18 protein-coding genes and 2 tRNA genes are annotated in these 20,601 nt (G+C 55.5%); 10 read left to right on the top strand and 10 right to left on the bottom strand.

Features of this window, described 5'->3' with window-relative positions; all coding sequences use genetic code 11:
* The first annotated feature begins 72 nt into the window (after positions 1 to 72).
* The 4 genes from infA (at position 73) to ACSC94_RS00975 (ending at position 2,299) form a co-directional block, all read left to right on the top strand.
* Positions 73 to 291 (top strand): translation initiation factor IF-1, encoded by a 219-nt coding sequence (infA, locus tag ACSC94_RS00990; protein WP_014102173.1) that lies wholly within the window; start codon positions 73 to 75, stop codon positions 289 to 291.
* The gene (locus ACSC94_RS00985; protein ID WP_435641211.1) at positions 281 to 874 is read left to right on the top strand and encodes a Maf family protein; all 594 of its coding nucleotides are present in this window, start codon (positions 281 to 283) and stop codon (positions 872 to 874) included. The genes infA and ACSC94_RS00985 overlap by 11 nt, the downstream gene beginning before the upstream one ends.
* 2 nt (positions 875 to 876) lie before the next feature.
* A complete protein-coding gene (locus ACSC94_RS00980; protein WP_435641210.1) occupies positions 877 to 2,118 on the top strand; it encodes a ribonuclease E/G in 1,242 nt (413 codons plus the stop codon).
* A gap of 105 nt (positions 2,119 to 2,223) precedes the next feature.
* Positions 2,224 to 2,299 (top strand) — tRNA-Phe (locus ACSC94_RS00975).
* A 65-nt stretch (positions 2,300 to 2,364) separates the two neighbouring features.
* On the opposite strand, the gene ACSC94_RS00970 is transcribed toward ACSC94_RS00975, so the two are convergent.
* The 3 genes from ACSC94_RS00970 to glpD form a co-directional block, all read right to left on the bottom strand.
* On the bottom strand, positions 2,365 to 2,691 hold the full coding sequence (locus ACSC94_RS00970; protein WP_435641209.1) for a hypothetical protein: 327 nt from the start codon (positions 2,689 to 2,691) through the stop codon (positions 2,365 to 2,367).
* Positions 2,692 to 4,176, bottom strand: a complete 1,485-nt coding sequence (gene glpK / locus ACSC94_RS00965; RefSeq protein WP_435641208.1) for a glycerol kinase GlpK — start codon at positions 4,174 to 4,176, stop codon at positions 2,692 to 2,694. It abuts the gene before it with no gap.
* Between the two features lie 102 nt (positions 4,177 to 4,278).
* Positions 4,279 to 5,865, bottom strand: a complete 1,587-nt coding sequence (glpD, locus tag ACSC94_RS00960) for a glycerol-3-phosphate dehydrogenase (RefSeq protein ID WP_435642132.1) — start codon at positions 5,863 to 5,865, stop codon at positions 4,279 to 4,281.
* A 213-nt stretch (positions 5,866 to 6,078) separates the two neighbouring features.
* Here glpD and ACSC94_RS00955 point away from each other — a divergent pair, with 213 nt between their 5' ends.
* Positions 6,079 to 8,118: a YjbH domain-containing protein gene (locus ACSC94_RS00955; protein WP_435641207.1), complete on the top strand. Its 2,040-nt coding sequence runs from the start codon at positions 6,079 to 6,081 to the stop codon at positions 8,116 to 8,118.
* A 67-nt stretch (positions 8,119 to 8,185) separates the two neighbouring features.
* On the opposite strand, the gene ACSC94_RS00950 is transcribed toward ACSC94_RS00955, so the two are convergent.
* The 3 genes from ACSC94_RS00950 to ACSC94_RS00940 all read right to left on the bottom strand — a co-directional run bounded on the left by ACSC94_RS00950 (position 8,186) and on the right by ACSC94_RS00940 (position 12,242).
* Positions 8,186 to 9,310 (bottom strand): Glu/Leu/Phe/Val family dehydrogenase, encoded by a 1,125-nt coding sequence (locus ACSC94_RS00950; protein WP_435641206.1) that lies wholly within the window; start codon positions 9,308 to 9,310, stop codon positions 8,186 to 8,188.
* A 407-nt stretch (positions 9,311 to 9,717) separates the two neighbouring features.
* Positions 9,718 to 10,722, bottom strand: coding sequence for an RluA family pseudouridine synthase (locus tag ACSC94_RS00945; protein WP_435641205.1), 1,005 nt, complete (start codon positions 10,720 to 10,722; stop codon positions 9,718 to 9,720).
* Positions 10,719 to 12,242, bottom strand: a complete 1,524-nt coding sequence (locus tag ACSC94_RS00940) for a hypothetical protein (RefSeq protein WP_435641204.1) — start codon at positions 12,240 to 12,242, stop codon at positions 10,719 to 10,721. Before ACSC94_RS00940 ends, ACSC94_RS00945 begins: the two co-directional genes overlap by 4 nt.
* Before the next feature lie 104 nt (positions 12,243 to 12,346).
* Here ACSC94_RS00940 and ACSC94_RS00935 point away from each other — a divergent pair, with 104 nt between their 5' ends.
* Positions 12,347 to 13,408, top strand: a complete 1,062-nt coding sequence (locus ACSC94_RS00935) for a glycosyltransferase family 4 protein (RefSeq protein WP_435641203.1) — start codon at positions 12,347 to 12,349, stop codon at positions 13,406 to 13,408.
* Here the strand turns inward: ACSC94_RS00935 and glk are convergent.
* Positions 13,405 to 14,379, bottom strand: a complete 975-nt coding sequence (gene glk, locus ACSC94_RS00930; RefSeq protein ID WP_435641202.1) for a glucokinase — start codon at positions 14,377 to 14,379, stop codon at positions 13,405 to 13,407. The genes ACSC94_RS00935 and glk overlap by 4 nt on opposite strands.
* 124 nt (positions 14,380 to 14,503) lie before the next feature.
* Here glk and ACSC94_RS00925 point away from each other — a divergent pair, with 124 nt between their 5' ends.
* From ACSC94_RS00925 to ACSC94_RS00910, 4 genes are all read left to right on the top strand, one after another.
* Complete coding sequence (locus tag ACSC94_RS00925; protein ID WP_435641201.1) at positions 14,504 to 14,860, top strand: response regulator; 357 nt, start codon at positions 14,504 to 14,506, stop codon at positions 14,858 to 14,860.
* 107 nt (positions 14,861 to 14,967) lie between these two features.
* A tRNA-Val gene (locus ACSC94_RS00920) sits at positions 14,968 to 15,042 on the top strand.
* 150 nt (positions 15,043 to 15,192) lie between these two features.
* Positions 15,193 to 15,942, top strand: coding sequence for a pilus assembly protein N-terminal domain-containing protein (locus tag ACSC94_RS00915; protein ID WP_435641200.1), 750 nt, complete (start codon positions 15,193 to 15,195; stop codon positions 15,940 to 15,942).
* A gap of 74 nt (positions 15,943 to 16,016) precedes the next feature.
* A complete protein-coding gene (locus ACSC94_RS00910) occupies positions 16,017 to 16,982 on the top strand; it encodes a tetratricopeptide repeat protein (protein WP_435641199.1) in 966 nt (321 codons plus the stop codon).
* Positions 16,983 to 17,045: 63 nt separating this feature from the next.
* On the opposite strand, the gene ACSC94_RS00905 is transcribed toward ACSC94_RS00910, so the two are convergent.
* The 3 genes from ACSC94_RS00905 to ACSC94_RS00895 are packed head-to-tail and all read right to left on the bottom strand — an operon-like array spanning position 17,046 to position 20,599.
* Complete coding sequence (locus ACSC94_RS00905; protein ID WP_435641198.1) at positions 17,046 to 18,005, bottom strand: type II secretion system F family protein; 960 nt, start codon at positions 18,003 to 18,005, stop codon at positions 17,046 to 17,048.
* Between the two features lie 6 nt (positions 18,006 to 18,011).
* Positions 18,012 to 18,986 (bottom strand): type II secretion system F family protein, encoded by a 975-nt coding sequence (locus ACSC94_RS00900; protein WP_435641197.1) that lies wholly within the window; start codon positions 18,984 to 18,986, stop codon positions 18,012 to 18,014.
* On the bottom strand, positions 18,986 to 20,599 hold the full coding sequence (locus tag ACSC94_RS00895) for a CpaF family protein (protein WP_435641196.1): 1,614 nt from the start codon (positions 20,597 to 20,599) through the stop codon (positions 18,986 to 18,988). The genes ACSC94_RS00900 and ACSC94_RS00895 overlap by 1 nt, the downstream gene beginning before the upstream one ends.
* Between the last annotated feature and the right edge of the window lie 2 nt (positions 20,600 to 20,601).

The following is a 20,601-nucleotide window of genomic DNA, read 5'->3' as shown; positions in this document are numbered from 1 at the left end:
CCGGGTTGCAAACGCCCCCGGATTGCGTTAAATAACCGTCTGTTTTAAAGCACTTTTTGGAATTTGGACTGAATGGCAAAAGAAGATCTGATGGAGTTTAAAGGAACAGTGTTGGAGGTTCTTCCCAACGCAATGTTCCGCGTTAAACTCGAAAACAACCACGAAATTCTGGCCCACACGGCGGGCAAAATGCGTAAGAACCGCATTCGCGTTCTGGCGGGTGATACGGTCGTTGTTGAAATGACCCCTTATGACCTGACCAAAGGCCGCATTATTTTCCGTGAAAAATAATCCAAACCGCGCGCCGTTGATTTTGGCTTCGGCGTCGCCGCGCCGTCTGGACCTTCTGGCCCAGATGGGCATTGTCCCCGATCACATCGCCCCCGCCGATCTTGATGAAACGCCGTTGAAGGCTGAAACGCCCGATGCGCACGCGCTGCGTCTGGCGATTGAGAAGGCCCGCGCCGTGGCCGCAACACATCCCAATGCAATTATTCTGGCCGCCGACACCGTCGTCGCCTGTGGCCGCCGCATTTTGCCCAAGGCCGAAAGCGAAGCGCAGGCCCGCGAATGTTTGAAAATTCTCTCTGGCCGCCGCCACCGTGTTTATAACGGCATTTGCGTGATGGGTGCGGATGGCACGGAACACACGGCCATCACCCATTCCATCGTGCGAATCAAGGCCCTGTCACGCACCGAAACCGAATCCTATATCGCCAGCGGCGAATGGAACGGCAAGGCGGGCGGATACGCCATTCAGGGCCGCGCCGCGGAATTTATCCCCTTTATCAGCGGGTCATACTCCACAATTGTCGGGCTATCGCTGTATGATACAATGCGCCTGTTGAACCGCGCAGGGTACAGTCAGGATTAAATATGGCCAGTGGCGTTGACATTCTGATCGAGGAACTGGACGGCAGCCTGTGGGTCGCCACGATGGAGAAAAACCGTCTGGTCGGGCTCGAGGTCGATCCGGTGCATGAGGAAGTCCGCTGGGGGTCCATTTACTGGGGCCGCGTCTTCCGCATTGATGCCGCCCTGGACGCCGTGTTCGTCGATCTGGATGGACAGAACAAGGGCATCCTGAACAACGCCGATGTCTACCTGCAGGAACCGGACGGAAAAATTCGCCGTGGCGGTGATGTCGCCATCGGCAAGTTGCTGCAAGCCGGGCAAATGATCGCGGTGCAGGCCAAATCCGGCTACGTCCCCAAACAAGATGATGAGATGTTCCCGCACAGCGAGGAGAAAATTCCCCGCCTGACCATGAACATCGCTTTGCCGGGCCGCTATTTGATCCACACGCCACTGGGCCGTGAAAATCGCGTGTCATCGCGCATTCGCAACAAACAGATGCGCGACCAGTTGAAAACCATGCTGGATTCATTCCATGAAATGCATGGCTACATCCTGCGCGCCGCCGCCGCCGATACGCAAACCGCGATTTTGACACGCGAAGCCGAAATTCTGCGCGCCATCTGGGATCAGGTGCAGGAGCATTTTACAGGGGTGGAACCCGCCCTTCTCATGCTCGGCCCCGATTCCGTGCAACGGACCTTGAGCGACCAATCAATTGGCCGGATCAACCGCATCGAAATCGTCACGATGGACCATTATCAATGTGCCGAGGAATGGTGCGAAATTTTCGCCCCCGATCTGGTCACAAAAATTCAGGCCGTTGAACTGCCCAACGCGGATCAAGATATGGCCCTGTTCGAAGAACGCGACATTATGGGACAGATCGAAGATTTGTTTCAGCCCTATATGGTTCTCGAAAACGGCGGCAGCGTGATTATCGAGAAAACCGCCGCCCTGACCGCGATTGATGTGAACCGCGGCGGCGACAAACGATCCAATCTGGCCATCAATGTTGAAGCCGCGATTGAAATTGCCCGCCAGATCCGCATCCGCAATCTGGGCGGCATGATCCTGATCGACTTCATTCGGCTGAAAAGCAAGGATGAACAGCATGCCCTGCGCCGCGCGATGGAAGATGCCATCGGCACCGACCCTTGCACGGTGCAAATTCACGGTTTTTCCCCCATGGGACTGATGGAAATCACCCGCAGCCGCCGCACTCCGCCGCTGCATGATCGGTTTTACGCGAAAATCGGCTAAAATCCGCGGCGCTTGTCCGGCAAATCGTTGAAATATTTCATATAAAACCCTCTGGACATTCCGGTTTCAGCCCTGTATAAGCCCATAATCCGTTTTTCGAAGCGGGCCCGAGTAGCTCAGTTGGTAGAGCAGGCGACTGAAAATCGCCGTGTCGGTGGTTCAAATCCGCCCTCGGGCACCATCTCTTTCCCGTCCGCCCCCACATTGTGGTTTGGGCGGTTTTTTATTGTCGCGGGTCAGAGAAAATTAAAAACACCGGCCGTCGAACAAACATCCAGCCATAAGAACAGCCACAAACAAAAAAGGCGAAATAGCCAACCCACCCAACAACAGACTAGCCAATTTCATAGCCAGACTCATCTCCATCCTGAACACAGCAATTACACTTGGAACAAGACAAAGAATTAAAAGCGAACCTTCGGAGATACCCGCTTTTTCAAGCCCCTTGAACAAAAGGCTAAAATCAAAAATCGACGCAAATATCCCATCACAGAGAAGAACAAGGAATGGACCAAAGAAGGCCAACAACGAGAGTTTTAAATTCGTGTTTTTATCAGTGACAATATCATTCATCTAGAGCAACGTCCTCTCCACCGCCTTGCGCCATCCGGCATAAAGATTATCTCGCGTGTCGGCATCCATGGATGGATCATAATGGCGCACCGCATGCCACGCATTCGTAATGTCATCCAATCCGTTATAAACGCCCACCTGCAACCCCGCCAGATACGCCGCGCCCAAGGCGGTTGTTTCCGTCACGCGGGGAATATCGACGGGGCAGTTCAAAATATCGGCCAGAAATTGGCAGACGAATTTATTCGCAACCAATCCCCCATCGGCGCGGATGATGTCGATTTTTTTGCCTGTATCACCCTCCATCGCACCGATCAGGTCGCGGGTTTGATAGGCTTGGGCCTCTAACGCGGCGCGGGTGATGTGAGCGGCGGTCACATCACGCGTGATACCGCACAGCAAGCCGCGCGCATCGGCATCCCAATACGGCGCGCCCATGCCGGTGAAGGCCGGAACCAGATACACGCCATTGGTATCGGCCACGGATGTTGCCAGCCCTTCGCTTTCCGAGGCCTGCCGGAACAGGCCCAGCCCGTCGCGCAGCCATTGCACCGCGGCACCAGAGACAAAAATGGACCCTTCGATCGCGTAAGTAATATCACCATTCAGGCGATAGGCCGGGGTGGTCAGCAGACGGTTTTTCGATTCCCGGAACGTACCGCCAATATTCATCAACGCAAAACACCCGGTGCCGTAGGTGGATTTAACCATGCCGTCACTGAAACAGGCCTGCCCCACCATCGCCGCCTGTTGGTCGCCCGCCATGCCCCCGATGGTGAAGGACCGCCCCAGCAACGCCGGATCAGACGTGCCAAAATCGGCCACGTTATCGCGCACATCCGGCAACAGCCCACGCGGGATATTCAGCAGGCGCAGCAGATCATCATCCCATTCTTGCGTCACGATGTTATACAGCATTGTACGCGAGGCGTTGGTGACATCGGTGGCATGCACGCGCCCGCCGGTCAGTTTCCACAGCAAATAACAATCCACCGTGCCAAAGGCCAGATCACCCGCCTCGGCCCGTTTACGCACGCCGGGAACATTGTCCAAAATCCACGCCAGTTTCGTACCGGAAAAATACGGATCGAGCAGAAGACCGGTTTTGGCGCGCACGGAATCTTCATGCCCGGCCTTTTTTAATGTCTGGCACATATCGGCGGTGCGGCGATCCTGCCAGACGATGGCGCGATAGACGGGTTCGCCCGTTTTGCGGTCCCAGACAATCGTGGTTTCGCGTTGGTTGGTGATGCCGATGGCGGCAATGTTCGCCGCCGCGTCCGGCGCATCTTCCATCACGGCGCGACAGGCCCACAGCGTATCGTTCCAGATATTCACCGGGTCTTGTTCCACCCAGCCATTATGGGGATAGAATAATTCCAGTTCCTTCTGCCGCACGGCCAGAATGTCACCGCTGGCGGAAAATAAAATCGCGCGGGATGATGTCGTGCCCTGATCGATGGCGAGGATGGTTGGTTTTGTCATTCTTTTATGATCCTTCTTCTCATTCGTCACCCCGGCGCAGGCCGGGGTCTTCGTCCCTTATGGCTGGAAGATCCCGGCCTTCGCCGGGATGACGGTCCCTATCTAATGAATCTGCCGCGTTGAATTGGTACCCTGCCCCGTCTGTGACGATACCGGGTGGCCTTCAAAATACTGCTCGATCGCCGCCCGTGTTTCATCGGCAATGTGCAGGCCCAGTTTGGTGCGGCGCCACAGCATATCATCGGCGCATTTGACCCATTCATTCTGGATCAAATAATTGATTTCGGCCATGTACACGCCATCGCCGAAATACCGCCCCAATGAATCCAGATCGGTGGCTTCGGCCAGAATGCGGTCCATGCGCGTGCCATAGGTCGTGGCATAACGCCGCACCACATCAAGGGCCAAGAATTTATAACGCCGGGCCCGATCGGCGATAAACGCGTCCATACCGTCATCGCCAATATCCCCGCCGGGCAGGTGCATGGTGTGGGTCCATGGTTTAATGGTGTCCAACCCGCGCGCGGCCGCATAATTCGGCCAGAACCGGATCAGTTTATTCACCGCTTCCTGCGCCAGATGGCGATAGGTCGTGATTTTCCCGCCAAAGACCGAGAGAATCGGTGCGCCATGCTCCGTATCCAGAATCAGGCGGTAATCGCGCGTCACCTTGCTGGCCTTGCCGCGCCCGTCATCGAACAAGGGACGCACGCCGCTATAGCTCCAGACCACATCGGCCGGGGCGATGGATGATTTGAAATAGCGATTGACGCAATCGCACAGATATTGCGTTTCCTCCGGTGTGATATTCACGGCCTCTGTATCATCATAATGATCGACGTCGGTGGTGCCGATCAACGTGTATTTGTCTTGATACGGAATCACGAAAATCACGCGGCGGTCGGGTTGTTGCAGGTTAAAGGCCTGTGCCCCGTCGTACAATTTCGGCACGACAATATGGCTGCCCTTCACCAGACGGACATTCGGTGTTTTTCCGGGAATGACCAGATTGGACCCATCCAGAATATCATGCACCCACGGCCCCGCCGCATTCACAACCATGCGCGCCGTATGGGTCGCCGATTGGCCCGTGTCCGTATCATACATTTCAACGTGCCAGATGCCGTTTTCAACGTGCAATCCGGTACACGCCGCATGGGTCAGGATATGCGCACCCATTTCCGCCGCATCCACAGCATTTAATGCGACCAAACGCGCATCATCCACCCAACCATCGGCGTAGGTGAACGCCGTTTTGTAATCATTTTTCAGCGGGGCGCACCGCGCATCCTCCGCCACCTTGATCGCGGTGGAGCGTTTAAAATGACGAATGCGGGCCAGATGGTCATACAGGAACAACCCCAGCCGGATCATCCAGGCCGGACGAATGGTGTGCGCGTGCGGCAGGATGAAATCCATCGGGTACATGATATGCGGGGCGATGCCCAGCAGGACATCGCGTTCGATCAACGCCTCGCGCACCAGTTTGAATTCGAAATATTCCAGATAGCGCAAACCGCCATGGATCATTTTCGAACTGGCCGAGCTGGTCGCGCCAGCCAGATCACCAATCTCCAGCAACAAAACGCTCAGGCCCCGCCCGGTCGCGTCACGGGCGATTCCCGCCCCATTCACGCCACCGCCAATGATGCACAGATCGTAATCGGGAATGCTGGGTCGGGATGACATCGAATCGCCTGTCTGAAGGGGGTAAAAACGGAACCGTTCGCCATTATACAAGGCCGCGCCGAACATTCCACAGGCATGAAATGACATAATGTCCGTTTTATTTGACTACGATCGTATATTTTGAAAAAATTGCGGCACACGACTTTACCGTGTCCATTGCTTCATCTCTTATTTTTTGTGTCTGTCTTGCGCGCGTTTCTTCTTCTCATCGGTATGGCTGGATTATTGTGCGCTCCGGCTCCCGCCGCGGCGGAATTGTTGCCGCCTGCCGCGCCGAAGGAACCCAAACCCAGCCCGAATTGGGCCGGGTCGTTGGGCTTGAATACCGTCCCCTCCGCCCGCATGGATAAATCGGGCACGGTGCGCTTTCATCTCTCCACGCTCGACCCCTACGCCACCGCCGCCTTGTCGGTGCAGATTGCGGACCCGCTGAATATTACGCTGCGCCAGAATGGATATGTTTCAAACTTGCGCGAGGCCGCCGACCGCCTGTACCCGGCGGTGGATTTGAAAATGCGTCTGCTCAATGAAAATGCAACCCGGCCGGAAATTGCCTTGGGGCTCATGTCCGCCTATGGCCACAAACAAATGGCGGCGGAATATCTGGCTTTGTCCAAACGCTACAATAACTTCGATTTTACAGGCGGTCTTGGCTGGGGCCGCATGGGCAGTGCCGGGCATTTTTCAAACCCGATGAAAGTGCTTGGATCACATTTTGAAAAGGACCGTGACGCGACCAGCGAAGATGCCAACGGCCCCGAAGATTGGTTCACCGGGGATAAAATTGGCCTGTTCGCCGGGGTGGAATATTTTACGCCCATCAATGGCCTGTCCCTGAAAGCCGATTGGGGCGCGGATGATTATTCAACGGAGGCGTTGATCGATCCCGGATTTGATGCACCCGCCCCGTGGTCGGTTGGTTTGCATTATCAACCCACGAAAAATCTGGGCTTTGGCCTTGGCATTCTGGGCGGGGAAAAGATCATGGCCAGTGTGAGCATCACCGACGCATTGGGTGAATGGCCCTATCAATGGGAGGAGCCCTCGCCGGAAGATCCATCAACCATCCAAATTCAAACCACCCGCGCCAATGACAACGGCGTATGGGCGAATCTATATGCCCATGACGAATTGCCGATTGGCATGCAAATTGGCCGCGCGTTACGCCATTTGACCGAAGTTGACCCAGAAGGCCCAGCGGAAATTTATATCACGCCCAGCCATTACGGCCTGACCGGGCCGACCTTGCGCATGGTCCGCCGTGATGTGGCCGCCGCCCTGAGCGATGAACGCAATGGCAGCCCGGCGGAAATCTGGCGCAACATGACCATGCCCGCGATCGTGCCCACCGACCTGCAAAATGCCGAGAAGGTCAAAGATCTCCGCAGCCCAAACCGCCCCTTCGCGTCCTTCCGTTTCATTCTGGACAACCAGATGAGCCTGTCCGAAGAAGATGGCGGCATTTTGTACCGGGAATCGCTGGTGCAGGAAACGCAACTGAATTGGCCGAAAAATATTACGATTGGCGGCGGGTTCCGGTTGAATTTTTCCGACGATCTGGAATCGCTGTCATCGCAATATCTGCCCGTTGATAAACCGGTGCGCAGTGATGTGGCCGAATTTGCCGGGGCGCTGGTGTCCGTTGATCGCCTGTATGGCGCGTTTATGCACAGCCTGTCGCCCGATATCCACACCGGGTTCACCGCCGGATATCTGGAAGAAATGTATGCCGGGTTTGGTGGCGAAATCCTCTACCGCCCGTTTGGAAAAACATTCGCCATCGGGGCGGAAGCATGGAATGTCTGGCGGCGCGATCCGTATAGCGATCTGGTTCTGGATGTGCAGGACGATTCAACCCTGACCGGCTTTTTCAATGCCTGGTATGAATTTCCGGACAGCGATTTAACCGCAGGGTTAAAAGTTGGTCGTTATCTGGGCGAAGATTTTGGGGCGACTGTATCATTGGACAAACGGATGGATAGCGGCGTGCGCGTCACCGCCTTTGTCACAGCCAGCGAAGATGAAGACCCGGATATTTTCGGCGGGACCACGCATCTGTATAGCGGGCTGCGCCTGACCCTACCGCTGGGCACATGGCGACGTATGGTGGATGGCAGCGAAATGCGCAACACCTTTGCGCCGTTGGGCCGGAATGCGGGACAGGCGCTGGATACACCTTTGCCTTTGTACGATGTGAGCGAACCGCTTTCTTACCGCGCCATTTCACGCAGTTGGGACCAGTTGCAGAAATAGCTCCTCGCGGTCCCCGTCATCCCGGCGCAGGCCGGGATGACGCTATGAATTTTTTATTCTGCGTGAATTACGCGCGGATTTTTTCCGCCATGAAAATGGATTCCGCCATCCGGTCCGCGGCGCGGCCCGGGGGCAGGCCTTGGGTTTCGGCCAGGGCCAGAATTTTATCAATGGTGCGGCCAATGCCAGTGACATGATCCATCATCACATCGCGGGTCAACGGCGCGGTGAACGGGTTGCGGCCCGTGCGGGCGAAATATTCATAGGCCACGGCAATCACGCCGCCCGCATTGATGACGTAGTCCGGCACATACAAAATGCCGCGATCGGCCAGCATGTCGTCGTGTTGTTTTGTCGCCAATTGGTTGTTGGCCGCGCCAGCAATAATCCCCACGCGCAATTGCGGCACCGTTTCATCATTGATCTGGGCGCCCAGCGCGCACGGCGCGAAGATATCGCCTTCAACCGCGAAAATTTGATCTGGCGTGACCACCTTCGTCCCCGGCATTTCGGCCACGGCACGATCGAGAATAGAGGGGCGCGTATCGGTGACGGTCAGGGTTGCGCCATCGCGGTGCAGATATTCGCACAAAGCATAGCCAACGGACCCCAACCCCTGCACAACGACATGCAAGCCTGCGACAGAGTCCGCATTATATTTCCGGCGCACCGCCGCCTTGATCCCCATATACACGCCATAGGCGGTGACGGGTGACGGGTTGCCACCCAATGCACTGGTGTCACCTTGCGGCAGATGCAGACCAACGACGTAGGATGTTTCGGTGCCCATTTCCTGCATGTCGGCTTCGCTGGTGCCGCTGTCTTCTGCGGTGATGTAATGACCATCCAACGATTGCACGGCCCGGCCCATGGCACGCATCAGCGCCGGGGTTTTTTGCGTGAACGGATCGCCCAGAATAACGCTTTTCCCGCCGCCCAGCGGCAAGCCCGCCAGCGCGTTTTTATACGTCATCCCGCGTGAGAGGCGCAGAACATCGCGAATAGCATCCGCCTCCCCGCCAGCATAAGGATACATACGGCATCCGCCCAGCGCAGGCCCCAGCGCGCGGTTATGCACGCCGATAAAAGCCGTCAGCCCCGTATCCGCATCGACAATTTTGCGCACGGTTTCGTGCCCATCATAATCGGGGAACGCGGAAAGAAATTCAGGGGAGAGATCGTCATACGCCATGGGATTGATCCTGTCTTATTGTCAGAAAAACACGTCATTATTGCTCTGGGTTATTGTAACACCATCCTGTGCAGATAACGATCTGCACCGCAACAAATCAAACAAAAAAAACGGCCATCAACTTTCGTTGATGGCCAGTTTCGATACCAGATCGGTCAAAGGTAAACCTTGGAAAAGCGCCTCTCGAACCCCTTCAAAAAGTCGCCTTTAAATTTCGCAGTTCTTGTTCTTTACGCTTGTGTCCCACCACATCAGGCCGCCATTTATAGTCCGGCGCGGTTATTTTAATTTCTCTCACACAGGAGGCTTTTGCCTCTCATCCGTTGATCACCTGCTCAACGTCGTATTCCATAATTCTAGAATACATACAATTTTATGTAAATTCAAGCGGTTTTTTATGCTAATTTCTAAGTTATTGTTTCCATTACAGAAAGCAGCTCTTCAATATCCGCTGGCGGGGCGGCATCGAACCCCATTTCCTCGCCCGTGACCGGGTGAATAAAGCCAATATGGCGGGCATGCAGGGCCTGACGCGGGAAATTCAGGACGATCTCCGCCTCTTCCGGGCTGAGGCCCCCTTTGCGCAACAGCGATTCCTGCGCATTGTGTTGCAGGCCATAGAGCGGATCGCCCACCAACGGGTGGCGAATGGCCGTCATATGCACACGGATCTGGTGCGTGCGCCCGGATTCCAGTTTGCAGGTGACCAGCGATGCGGCTTCACCGAAACTGCGTTCCACATTGTAATGCGTGCGTGCTTCGCGCCCGCCACGCACATTGACCGCCATTTTCTGGCGGAAGGATGGGTGACGCCCGATCGGCATATCCACCACGCCCTTATGCGCTGGAATGCGCCAGACAATCGCCATATATAAACGGTGCAGCGTGCGATCCGCCAATTGATCCGATAATCCGCGATGCGCGATATCATTTTTGGCCACGACCATCAGGCCCGTCGTCTCCATATCCAACCGATGGACGATGCCGGGGCGCATAACGCCGCCAATGCCGGAGAGCGTATCACCGCAATGATACAGCAACGCATTGACCAGCGTGCCCGTCGGGTTCCCCGCACCGGGATGCACAACCAATCCGGCCTGTTTATTGATGACCAATAAATCGGAATCTTCGTACACAATATCCAGCGGGATATTTTCCGGCTGCGGTGTGGCCTCAACCGCCTGTGGCACGACGACCTGCAACACCAGTCCCGCCTTCACCGGCGTAGACGCATCGCGTAACTTTTTCACACCCGCCGTGACCTGCCCGTCTTCGATCAGGGCTTTCAACCGCGTACGGGAATGATCGGGGCACAAAACGGCCAAAGCCTTATCCAAACGCATACCATCCAGATCATCCGGTATGGTGACCTGCAGGCCGTTGTTGTCGTCGTCTTCTTCGATTTCAATCACTTGTCTTGTACTCTTGGAATTTCAAGGGGCAGGCACGGGTCCTTGTACGGGTCCAATGCCGTTGCAACGAAGACCCAGCCGCGGAAGGACGGATCTTCTTTCTTTTCTTCAGTCATCGCAACGTCTGCCGGGGGCGGCGTTACGGGCGGCTCTTCTGTTTTTTCATCGTCGGGCGCAACATAAGATTCAACGACCTTACCATCGGCACCAACGGTGCGGCGGCCCTGTTTTTTAAGCTGTTCGGTGATCAGTACAACCTCATCCGGCAATAACGACCCGGCCGTACCCTCAACAAAGGCAATCACGACGCGCTCGCTTTTATACCCCAGACTGATCTGGCTGGCCTGTGCATGCTGGCCTTCGACATAGGGCTCATCACGCAGGATTTCCCCACGCGGGGACAGGGTCAGCAACCGGATATGATCACGGTCATCGCCATATTCGTTGCGGGCCCGCACATTCACCATCACAACCGTGCGACCGTCATCATATGTAATGACCCCGCGCGCATCGGTTTCATGGGCACCCAGCGGGAAATAACGTTGCCACAATATTTCACCGTTCGTATCCACCTCCATCACCCAGGCGGTGGAATAGGTTTCACCAAACGGCGTAATTTGCCCAACCATGACCACACGACCATCGGGCCGCACACTGGCCTTGCGCAACAAAGCATGCACACCGCGCGGATAAGGTTGTTGCCACACCAATGTGCCATCATTGTTGATTTCCATGGCCGCGCCGGAAATGCGGCCATTTTCGGCCAATTCACGCCCCGTTACGACATATCCCATGCCCCCGACCGGGGCGATGCCGTGCATCAAACTGGCCGCGCCGGAGCGATAGGCACGTTTCCACAAAATTTTCCCCGTCGCGCTGATGCGATAGAGAATGCCATGTTCATCCATCGACCCCTGACGCGGGCGGGCATGGACCACAGCGATAAAGCCGTTGCCTTCGTTCGCGGGCAGCAATGTGTAGGATTCAAAATCGTGCGCGGCATCTTTTAAAACAAGATCGCGGATATAAGTGCGCGTTTCATCGTACCACGCCAACCGCACCTGTTTTTCATCATTCGCTCCGGCCAGAATGTTACTGGCCACCACATACCCGTGATCAACGGGGACAAGGTCGGTGACCTTTTCCCCCTTCAACGCTTGAATCCGTTTCTCGCCAATGCCGCGCCCGCGGCTGTTCATTTCGACGAGGAAGGTTTCCAACGGTTCGAATTTTTCATTCAAATGCTCCCCGGCAATCAGAACACTGCCCGATGGCAACGGCGTCGCGGCGGAAAAGCGCATCAGCTTGGATTCATCGCCAAACAACCCGTCCCAGACCACCGGAACGCCGAAATTCGGTTTCTTTAAATTCACGATGGCTTCGCGCGACAAATCACAGGCGGGAAGACCCGGAACAGGGGCCTGCGCCGCCACCGGACCCGCCATGGGGCCAGACGCCAGCACCCCCAGCCCGACCACCAGGGCCGTGCCGCGTAAAAATCTGAAAAAAGAAAAGGACATCAAGGGCATCGTGCTTTTATCATAGCATAAAAATGGACCGTATATTGACTCTAGTCCGCTTTGCCCGTTATGTCCATCTGCCCTCTTTGATACAGGATCAACGCATGCGCATTGTTATCGTCAGCGACGCCTGGAAGCCCCAGATCAACGGGGTGGTGCGGACCTATGAATTGATGATCCCCGATCTGGAACGGATGGGGCATGACGTGCATGTGATTGGCCCCGCCGATTTCCCCCAACGCTTTCCCATGCCGGGATACCGGGAAATTGAACTGGTGATGTTTCCACGCACGGCACTGGCGCAAAAAATTGACGCGCTGAAACCCGATTCCATCCATATCGCCACCGAAGGGCCGTTGGGCTGGGCCGCGCGCGGATTATGCCGTGCGCGCGGGTGGGCCTATACCACCGCCTATCACACACAATTCCCGGACTATACCGCCCTGCGCGCCGCGAAATTTTTACCGTTTTTGTACAGCCCTGTGCGGAATTTTTGCATTGGGTTGGTCCGCAAATTTCATGCGTATTCCCATGCCGTGATGACAACGACGCAAAGCATCGAAGACCAATTGCGCCACTGGAATATTGAAACGCCGTTTCATCGCGTCACACGCGGGATTGATAAAAACATCTTCTATCCCCGCACGCATGACAACGCGCCGGTTGCGAATATTCCAAACATGAAAAACCCTGTGGCTCTGTATGTTGGCCGGGTGGCGATTGAAAAAAACATTCGCGCCTTTCTGGACATGCATTGGGACGGGTCAAAAATGGTGGTGGGCGATGGCCCCGACCGCACCGCGTTGATGCGTGATTACCCACACGTGCATTTTGCCGGCAAACAGGTGGGCCACGATCTGGCCGCCCATTACCGCGCGGGCGATGTGTTTGTGTTCCCGTCCAAAACCGATACGTTTGGTATGGTCTTGATCGAGGCGATGGCCTGCGGCCTGCCCATCGCCGCCTATCCCGTGCCCGGCCCGATGGATATTGTCATCGATGACACACTGGGCGCGTTGGACAACGATCTTGAAATCGCCACGCACAAGGCCATGGGCCATGGCACAGTAGAGGGGCGCTATGCCCACGTCCTGCACCATTACACATGGGATCAGGCCGCAAGTCAGTTTGCAGACATGCAACAGGCCGCCGCGATTAAGCGTTAATTCCCCAACAACCCTTCAACATCCGCCTTGAGCCCGATAAAGGCAATGAAGGGATGCGTGATCAAATAGGTTGGAATGGGCGCCAGATACGTTTGAAACCGCCCCTTGGATTCAAATTGATCGCGGAAATCGGATTGGAAAAATGCCTCACCCAATTGCGCACAAATTCCACCCGCAATATACACGCCCCCCGCCGCGCCGAGCGTCAGCGCCAGATTGCCCGCAATACTGCCCAGAAAAGCAATCATCATGCTCAGGGCCTCAGCACAGAGCGCGCATGATCCATGCAGAGCGGCCGTGCTGATCTCCTCCGGCGAGCGATCCGGCAGATCATCGCGATGATCGATGATGCGCAGGGCATTATAAATATTCACCAGTCCCTTGCCCGAACACACACGCTCGGCGGAGATATGGCGGTATTTGTCATGCAAGGCCTGAAACACATCAAATTCACGCTGCGTCTTTGCGGGCATGGTGACGTGACCACCCTCTCCCGGAATTGCACGATACGCTTGCCCGTCCCAAACCAGTGACCCAACACCCAGTCCGGTGCCGGGGCCGATGACGGCGATGGGTGATTCACTTACTGGCGTTTGCGTGCCACCAATTTGCCGCCGGTCCGTTTCATGCAAATGCGGAATGGCCAACGCAACGGCCTTAAAATCATTCATCAATGTGAAATGGTCGAGCCCCAACGCAAGGCGCGTTTGTTCAATCGAAAAATCCCACGGATGGTTGGTCATGGTGAAATGGTCGCCCGTCACCGGACCAGCGATGGCAAAGCTGGCCGCGCGCACATCCGGCGCGCCGCACATGGCCAGATACGCCCGCGCGGCTTCTACGATCGTGGCGTAATCGGCGCACTTCAAAACCTGCACATTCTCCAACGCGCCATTACGAACCCCATTACGAACTAGGGCAAAACGGGCGTTGGTCGCGCCAATATCGGCAATCAATCCTGTGGCGGTCATTTTTATGGTCTCCCCTGCCCTTTGCTATATAGGCGCGAAAGGCTTGGTTCAAGACCACCCCCTGTTGACACATCAGGCCCGTATTGTAATTTGACCACCCATTCCACCCGCAAAGGATACGCCCATGGCCCGCATTCTGATTGCCGAAGATGACGCATCAATGCGCCAGTTTCTGGCCATGGCGCTGGAAAAAGCGGGGCATGCGGTTACATTATGTGAAAACGGCATGACCGCCCTGCAAACCATCGAATCCGACCCAGCCTATGACCTGCTGCTCTCGGACATTGTCATGCCGGGGATTGACGGGATTGAGCTGTCCCGCAAGGCCGTGGCCGTCGTGCCCACCCTGAAAGTCATGTTTATAACGGGTTTTGCGGCGGTTGCCGCCGAGAACGGGGCCGAAAACGACGCCAAAATCCTGTCCAAACCCTTCCACCTGAAAGATCTGGTGGATCAGGTGGGGCAGCTTTTGGCGGCATAAAGCCCGCATTCCCGTAAAAAACCACTTGTCATCGATGCCGATTTCTGGTTTTTTCACCCTCGGTCTCGGCGGACGAAATTGGTCGGCCCGAACTTTAGGATTAAGACGCGCAATTAGCTCAGCGGTAGAGCACTATGTTGACATCGTAGGGGTCACAGGTTCAATCCCTGTATTGCGCACCATCCTTTCTCAATTCCATAACATGCAAAATCGCACTCAAATACAGTTTTCCACAAAAAACTGGTGATTCCTTGCGATTCCAGCGGTATAATCAAGGCTTCATACGGGCACCCTTCCGTCCGCCCTTCACACCACATCATCGTTGGTTTGCCATGTCCCATTTTTCTGTTCAAAGCCGCCGGGCTGCGTTTGCGATTCTGGCCGTATCTGTCGGGTTTGTTTTCAGCACGACCGCGGCCTTCGCGCAAAACGCCGTGGCCCCGGCCAAAGATTTAATGCCGCAAACCATTGTTCAGTATGGCGATGATGCAACAGCCACGGGCAGTGAGGATATTGCGGGCCGCCTGCTCAGCACGGCACCAACACACCCGCAACTGTCCCTGACCCCGGACAAGACCGAAATTTTGCGACTGGACCAAGACGCGGGCACCATTATCGTTGGCAACCCGAACCAGTTGAGCGTCGTCATGGAAACGCCGCGCAGCCTGCTTCTGGTGCCGCGCCAGCCGGGCTCGACCTTCCTGCGCATTCTGGACCCGGAGGGCAAGGTGATGATGCAGCGTCACATCGCCGTAGCCACCGCCGCCAAAAGCTATGTCCGTATTCGCCGGAGCTGTAATGGCATGGGCGGCTGTGAGGAAACATCTGTCTATTACTGCCCGGACACATGCCATGCCGTTGATTTGGTGACCACAAATGCGGGATCGGGCAGCATTGCCGGTATGCCGGTTGTGAGCACGCCGGATATTGATGGCGAGGCCACGATCGAAGAAACAACCACCCCTGCCCCTGAAGCCGCCACCGAGGCACCGCCGGAAGCGCAGGACATTGATATGGATGCCGAGGATAACCCGGACAAGAAACCTGAACAGGCACCAGAAGACAACGAGGACGACCAGTAACAGCCCCCTTTCCGGCGCCTGAAAACCTGCTATAACCCTGACGCTTTTCAACATTGCCAATGCGGAAGAAAACAATGACCAAGACCAGCCATTCCATTCGCACTCTGTCCCTGATGATGACCAGCGTGGTGGCGTTGACGGCGCTTGCCGCATGTCAGACCACGGGGTCCTCCACACAAGGCGGTGAGAGCGGTCGTCAGACCAAAATCGATCAGGCGATTGAACGCGCCGCCAACGACGCCGATGCCGCAGGCAGCGCACAGGATTCTCTGGCTCTGGTTGAAAAACTGTACAAGCGAAACCCGAAAGACGCGAGCGTCGCCACGCGTTATGCCCGCGCCCTGCGAAACGAAAACCGCCTGACTCGCGCCAACCTGGTCATCGAACCATTCGCGCAGGATAACAAGGCGGCAACAGCCGATGTGCTGGTCGAATATGCGTCCATTCAAACATCCATGGGCAACCATGCCGGTGCCGAAGTTGCGGCACGCCGGGCCGTGGAAAAAAATCCGGAATCGGGCAAGGCCTATCATGTTCTTGGCGTTGCGCTGGATGCTCAGGGCAAACACAAACCCGCGGAAGATGCCTTCCGCAGTGGGCTGGAATATTGGCAGGGAAACCCTTCGCCGCTGCTGAACAATCTGGGCCTGAATCTGGCCGCGCAGGGATTTTTGGATGAAGCCGCCGAAACGTTGCGCAAAGCCGCCGCCACCGCCCCCAACCGTGCAGAGATTGAGCGCAATCTGCGCATCGTCAATGCCCTGCAAGTCAGCGGCGGTCAGGTTCCGTCTTACCTGAAACAAGAGGAAAAAGACGAAGAGAAGAAGCCAAGCAAAGAAGACGAAAAAAAGAATGATAAGAAAGCCGCTGTCGACCATGACGCCCCTTACATTCCGCCCACAAAACCGCACCCGGCCCCCGCTGTGCAGAAAGCCAGCCTGAACGTTAAGCCGGTCATGGACAATGATCCTGCGGTGAAACAGGCTCAAGCGCCGGTCCCAACACAAAAGCCGGTTTCGACCGCCGCCGTGACGCCCTGAGGCTCATTAAGAATATAAAAAAGGCCGCAGTATGCACTGCGGCCTTTTTTATTATCCGGGCAATTACATTTTTGAGAATGCGCGCATCACGGCCGGTGCAATAATGATGACAAACAGCACCGGCAGGAAGAACAGAATCATTGGCACAGTGAGTTTTGGCGGCAATGATGCGGCCTTGCGCTCGGCCTCGGCCATACGTTGATCGCGCAATTCATCGGCCATCACGCGCATGGCTTGCGATACCGATGTCCCGTATTGTTCTGCCTGAATCAGGGCCGTTGCAAAGGACCGCGCGGCCCCGCTGCCGACACGGCGGGCAAAATCCTGCAACGCGCCACGGCGATCATTAAGCATCGCCATTTCAGCACTGAGAATGCCCAGCTCTTCAGCCAATGTCGGAGAATGTTCGGAAATTTCATCGGCAATCCGGTTGATGGTTTGTTCCAAGCCAACACCGCCTTGAACACAAATCAGCATCATGTCCAAAGCATCAGCAAAGGTCAGGTTGATTTCCTGCGCGCGCTTCACAATCTGGTTTTTGACCAGAATTTTCGGTATTTGATACCCCAAACCTGCGGCCGCAATAATAATCAAAGCGGACAGCCCGTTGGAAATTTCCTTATCGGATGATGTGATAATGATAATTGCAAAAACCACCAGAAAAATGGCGATGGCGAAACGGGACACAATGAATTTAATTGGGGCCGACGGGTCACGATTGCCCGCCTGCAACATCATGTCGCGGACTTTCTCGCCCATGCTGCCCATCAGCTGCTCAACCTTGAACAAGGTTGTCATTGAATCCCGGGCCGACATGGATTTTTCATCCGCGCGATACCCTTTTTTCGATTGCTCGCGCGTCGCTTCAAACAGCGTTTTTCGTTTTTTCTCGATAACGCTGCGATAACGTTCTTTTTTCTCTGACCGCTGCATCAAAGGCAAAAGGAAAGCAACGAAGGATATGGCCGCCGCAATCGCCGCCAGAAATACAACCAATCCATCGCCTTCGAAAAATGCCTGCATCGCGGGTTACACCTTGAAATTGATCATGGCCTTCATCACCATAATCCCCATCAACATGAAAGCCGCGCAACCAGCCAGCAGCATTTTTCCGGTCAGCGTCGTAAACATCACCATCATGTAATCGTTGTTAATGAAATACATACCGCCACCAACCAGAAAAGGCAGCGACCCGATAATCATGGCCGATGCCTTGGCCTCGGATGACAACGCTTCGACCTTTCGCTTCAAACGAAAGCGGGCCCGAATAACCTTGGCCAAGTTCGTCAAAATTTCTGACAGGCTGGCGCCCGTCTGGGCCTGAATGGCCATTGCGGTCGCAAACATTTGCATTTCTGTGATGGGCATACGGCGTGCCGCCTCCAGCGAAGCTTCTGGCAAGGAGATGCCCACACGCTGGGAATCATAGATCATCGCCATTTCTTCGCCGACCGGTCCTTCGAATTCCTTTGATGCCATATTGATCGCCTCAGTCACGGGCATACCGGCTTTCAACAAACGCACCATGGCCTCCAAAGCGTCCGCAAAATCTCGCAGAAATCTCGCTTGGCGCTTTTTAATGCGGCGTTTCAGCCAATAGCGCGGCATGCCCAAAAAAGCCGTAATACCGACAAGAATCGTAACCAAAGCGGATTGCCCGCTCAGTTTTGTTAAAACGGTCGCAACAATCGCGAACAAAACAGAATAAATCCAAAATTGCTTCACTGAGATCGTCAGCCCGGCTTGCATCAACCGAGAGGACAGGCTGTTTTTTTTCGCCTTATTCTCTTCCGTTGTCTCTTTGAGCTTGCGGGAAATATCGGCAACGCGCTTGTCTTTCTCTGCTGTTGCAGCTGCTTTCCGATCGACAATCGCATTTCCGCGGATCACCGATTGAATGCGGCTGCGTTTTTTCTTTTCCTGCGCCGACATCAGCAGCAAAACGCCGCCAAAACACAGCAGCGTGACAACCAGGACAACGATCACAAAAACCATCGGCTGCATTATCCGAACGCCTCCGCCATCGCATCAAGAACAAGCTGCTCGACGCCATATTGACGCGCCTTATCATAGAATTTCGGACGCAGGCCGGTGGATTTCTGGCGTGTAATCAATTTTCCATCGTCATCCTCGCCCAGGAATTCCAACTGGAACAAATCCTGCATCGTCACGACATCACCTTCCATCCCGGTAATTTCAGAGATGTGGGTGACTTTACGGGAACCATCGCGCAGACGTTGCACCTGAATAATTACGTTAACCGCGCTGGCAATCTGTTCACGCACGGCCGCACTGGGCAAATTCAAGCCACCCATGGCGATCATGTTTTCCATACGGGACAGCGCTTCACGCGGGTTGTTGGCGTGGACGGTGCCCATGGATCCATCGTGACCGGTGTTCATGGCCTGCAACAAATCGAAAGCTTCCGGGCCGCGCACCTCACCCACGATAATGCGTTCGGGGCGCATACGCAGGCAGTTTTTCACCAGATCGCGCATGGTCACTTCACCCGCGCCCTCCAGGTTGGGCGGACGTGTTTCAAGGCGCACGACGTGCGGCTGTTGCAATTGCAATTCGCAGGCATCTTCGCAAGTGATAATGCGTTCGCCCTGCTCAATATAACGAGTCAAACAGTTCAGCATCGTGGTTTTACCCGAACCCGTACCGCCCGACACCAGAACATTCACGCGGCAACGCCCCACCGCCATAATCAGCTTGGCGCAACTGGGCGTCGCCGCCCCAAACTCCACCAGCTTTTCAAGCGTCAGCTTGTCTTTCTTAAATTTACGAATGGTCATGGTCGCGCCGTCCACGGCCAACGGCGGGATAATGACGTTCACACGGCTTCCGTCCGGCAGACGCGCATCGCAAATCGGTGATGATTCATCAACACGGCGACCAATGGCCCCGACGATACGCTGACAAATTGTTGTCAAATGCTGGTTATCGCGGAATTTAATGTCGGTGCGCTGAATTTTCCCGCTCACCTCGATATACGTGGTTTCAGGACCGTTGATCATGATATCGGCGATGTCGTCACGTTCCAGCAAGGCTTCGAGCGGGCCATAGCCCAACATATCATCGGAACATTCCTTGGAAATCAGATCCAGTTCCGACGGCGTAATATCCAGATTGCGGAAGCGGGCAATTTCCTGCACAGCGGAAGCCACTTCCTCGCGCGCAGCTTTGGCATCCATACGGGCCAAGGCTTTCAAATCAATGCCATCACGCAAATCAAGCCAGATACGGTTGCGCGCGCGTTGCAGGCGCACGGACGCCATGCTGGCCCCCGCATCGGTTTTGATCGTTGGCTCTTCGCCTTTGGACAACAAATCATCGTCCAGCGATTTTACGGGTTTGGCCTTTTCCGCTTCGGCGGCGGGAACATGAACTTGTCCGGCGGATGTCGTTCCCTTTTCCGCGTTCAGAGCATTCAGCGCCCCCAGCATGTCCGCGTCCATTGGCGGCATGGTGGATGACGATACATCTTTTGGCGGTGATGGCGGCGCGGATTTTACCGGCGCAGGGGCGGGCGTCGCCGCCACAGGTTCCGGGCGCGGCGCCGGGGCCGCTGGCGGCGGTGATGGTGGTCCGGAGGTGCCCTTTTTTCCAAACATTG

Origin of the sequence: Micavibrio aeruginosavorus (assembly GCF_051245535.1) — a bacterium.
Classification (GTDB): domain Bacteria; phylum Pseudomonadota; class Alphaproteobacteria; order Micavibrionales; family Micavibrionaceae; genus Micavibrio; species Micavibrio aeruginosavorus_D.
Note: the sequence above shows the minus strand (reverse complement) of the source record. Positions and strands in the feature narration are given on the sequence as shown.

Bases quoted from the DNA above. Each gene is read 5' to 3' on its own strand.
- infA (WP_014102173.1), top strand. From the start codon at position 73: ATGGCAAAAGAAGATCTGATGGAGTTTAAAGGAACAGTGTTGGAGGTT.
- ACSC94_RS00980 (WP_435641210.1), top strand. From the start codon at position 877: ATGGCCAGTGGCGTTGACATTCTGATCGAGGAACTGGACGGCAGCCTG.
- ACSC94_RS00970 (WP_435641209.1), bottom strand. From the start codon at position 2,691: ATGAATGATATTGTCACTGATAAAAACACGAATTTAAAACTCTCGTTG.
- glpK (WP_435641208.1), bottom strand. From the start codon at position 4,176: ATGACAAAACCAACCATCCTCGCCATCGATCAGGGCACGACATCATCC.
- glpD (WP_435642132.1), bottom strand. From the start codon at position 5,865: ATGTCATCCCGACCCAGCATTCCCGATTACGATCTGTGCATCATTGGC.
- ACSC94_RS00955 (WP_435641207.1), top strand. From the start codon at position 6,079: ATGGCTGGATTATTGTGCGCTCCGGCTCCCGCCGCGGCGGAATTGTTG.
- ACSC94_RS00950 (WP_435641206.1), bottom strand. From the start codon at position 9,310: ATGGCGTATGACGATCTCTCCCCTGAATTTCTTTCCGCGTTCCCCGAT.
- ACSC94_RS00940 (WP_435641204.1), bottom strand. From the start codon at position 12,242: ATGTCCTTTTCTTTTTTCAGATTTTTACGCGGCACGGCCCTGGTGGTC.
- ACSC94_RS00935 (WP_435641203.1), top strand. From the start codon at position 12,347: ATGCGCATTGTTATCGTCAGCGACGCCTGGAAGCCCCAGATCAACGGG.
- glk (WP_435641202.1), bottom strand. From the start codon at position 14,379: ATGACCGCCACAGGATTGATTGCCGATATTGGCGCGACCAACGCCCGT.
- ACSC94_RS00925 (WP_435641201.1), top strand. From the start codon at position 14,504: ATGGCCCGCATTCTGATTGCCGAAGATGACGCATCAATGCGCCAGTTT.
- ACSC94_RS00915 (WP_435641200.1), top strand. From the start codon at position 15,193: ATGTCCCATTTTTCTGTTCAAAGCCGCCGGGCTGCGTTTGCGATTCTG.
- ACSC94_RS00910 (WP_435641199.1), top strand. From the start codon at position 16,017: ATGACCAAGACCAGCCATTCCATTCGCACTCTGTCCCTGATGATGACC.
- ACSC94_RS00905 (WP_435641198.1), bottom strand. From the start codon at position 18,005: ATGCAGGCATTTTTCGAAGGCGATGGATTGGTTGTATTTCTGGCGGCG.
- ACSC94_RS00900 (WP_435641197.1), bottom strand. From the start codon at position 18,986: ATGCAGCCGATGGTTTTTGTGATCGTTGTCCTGGTTGTCACGCTGCTG.
- ACSC94_RS00895 (WP_435641196.1), bottom strand. From the start codon at position 20,599: ATGTTTGGAAAAAAGGGCACCTCCGGACCACCATCACCGCCGCCAGCG.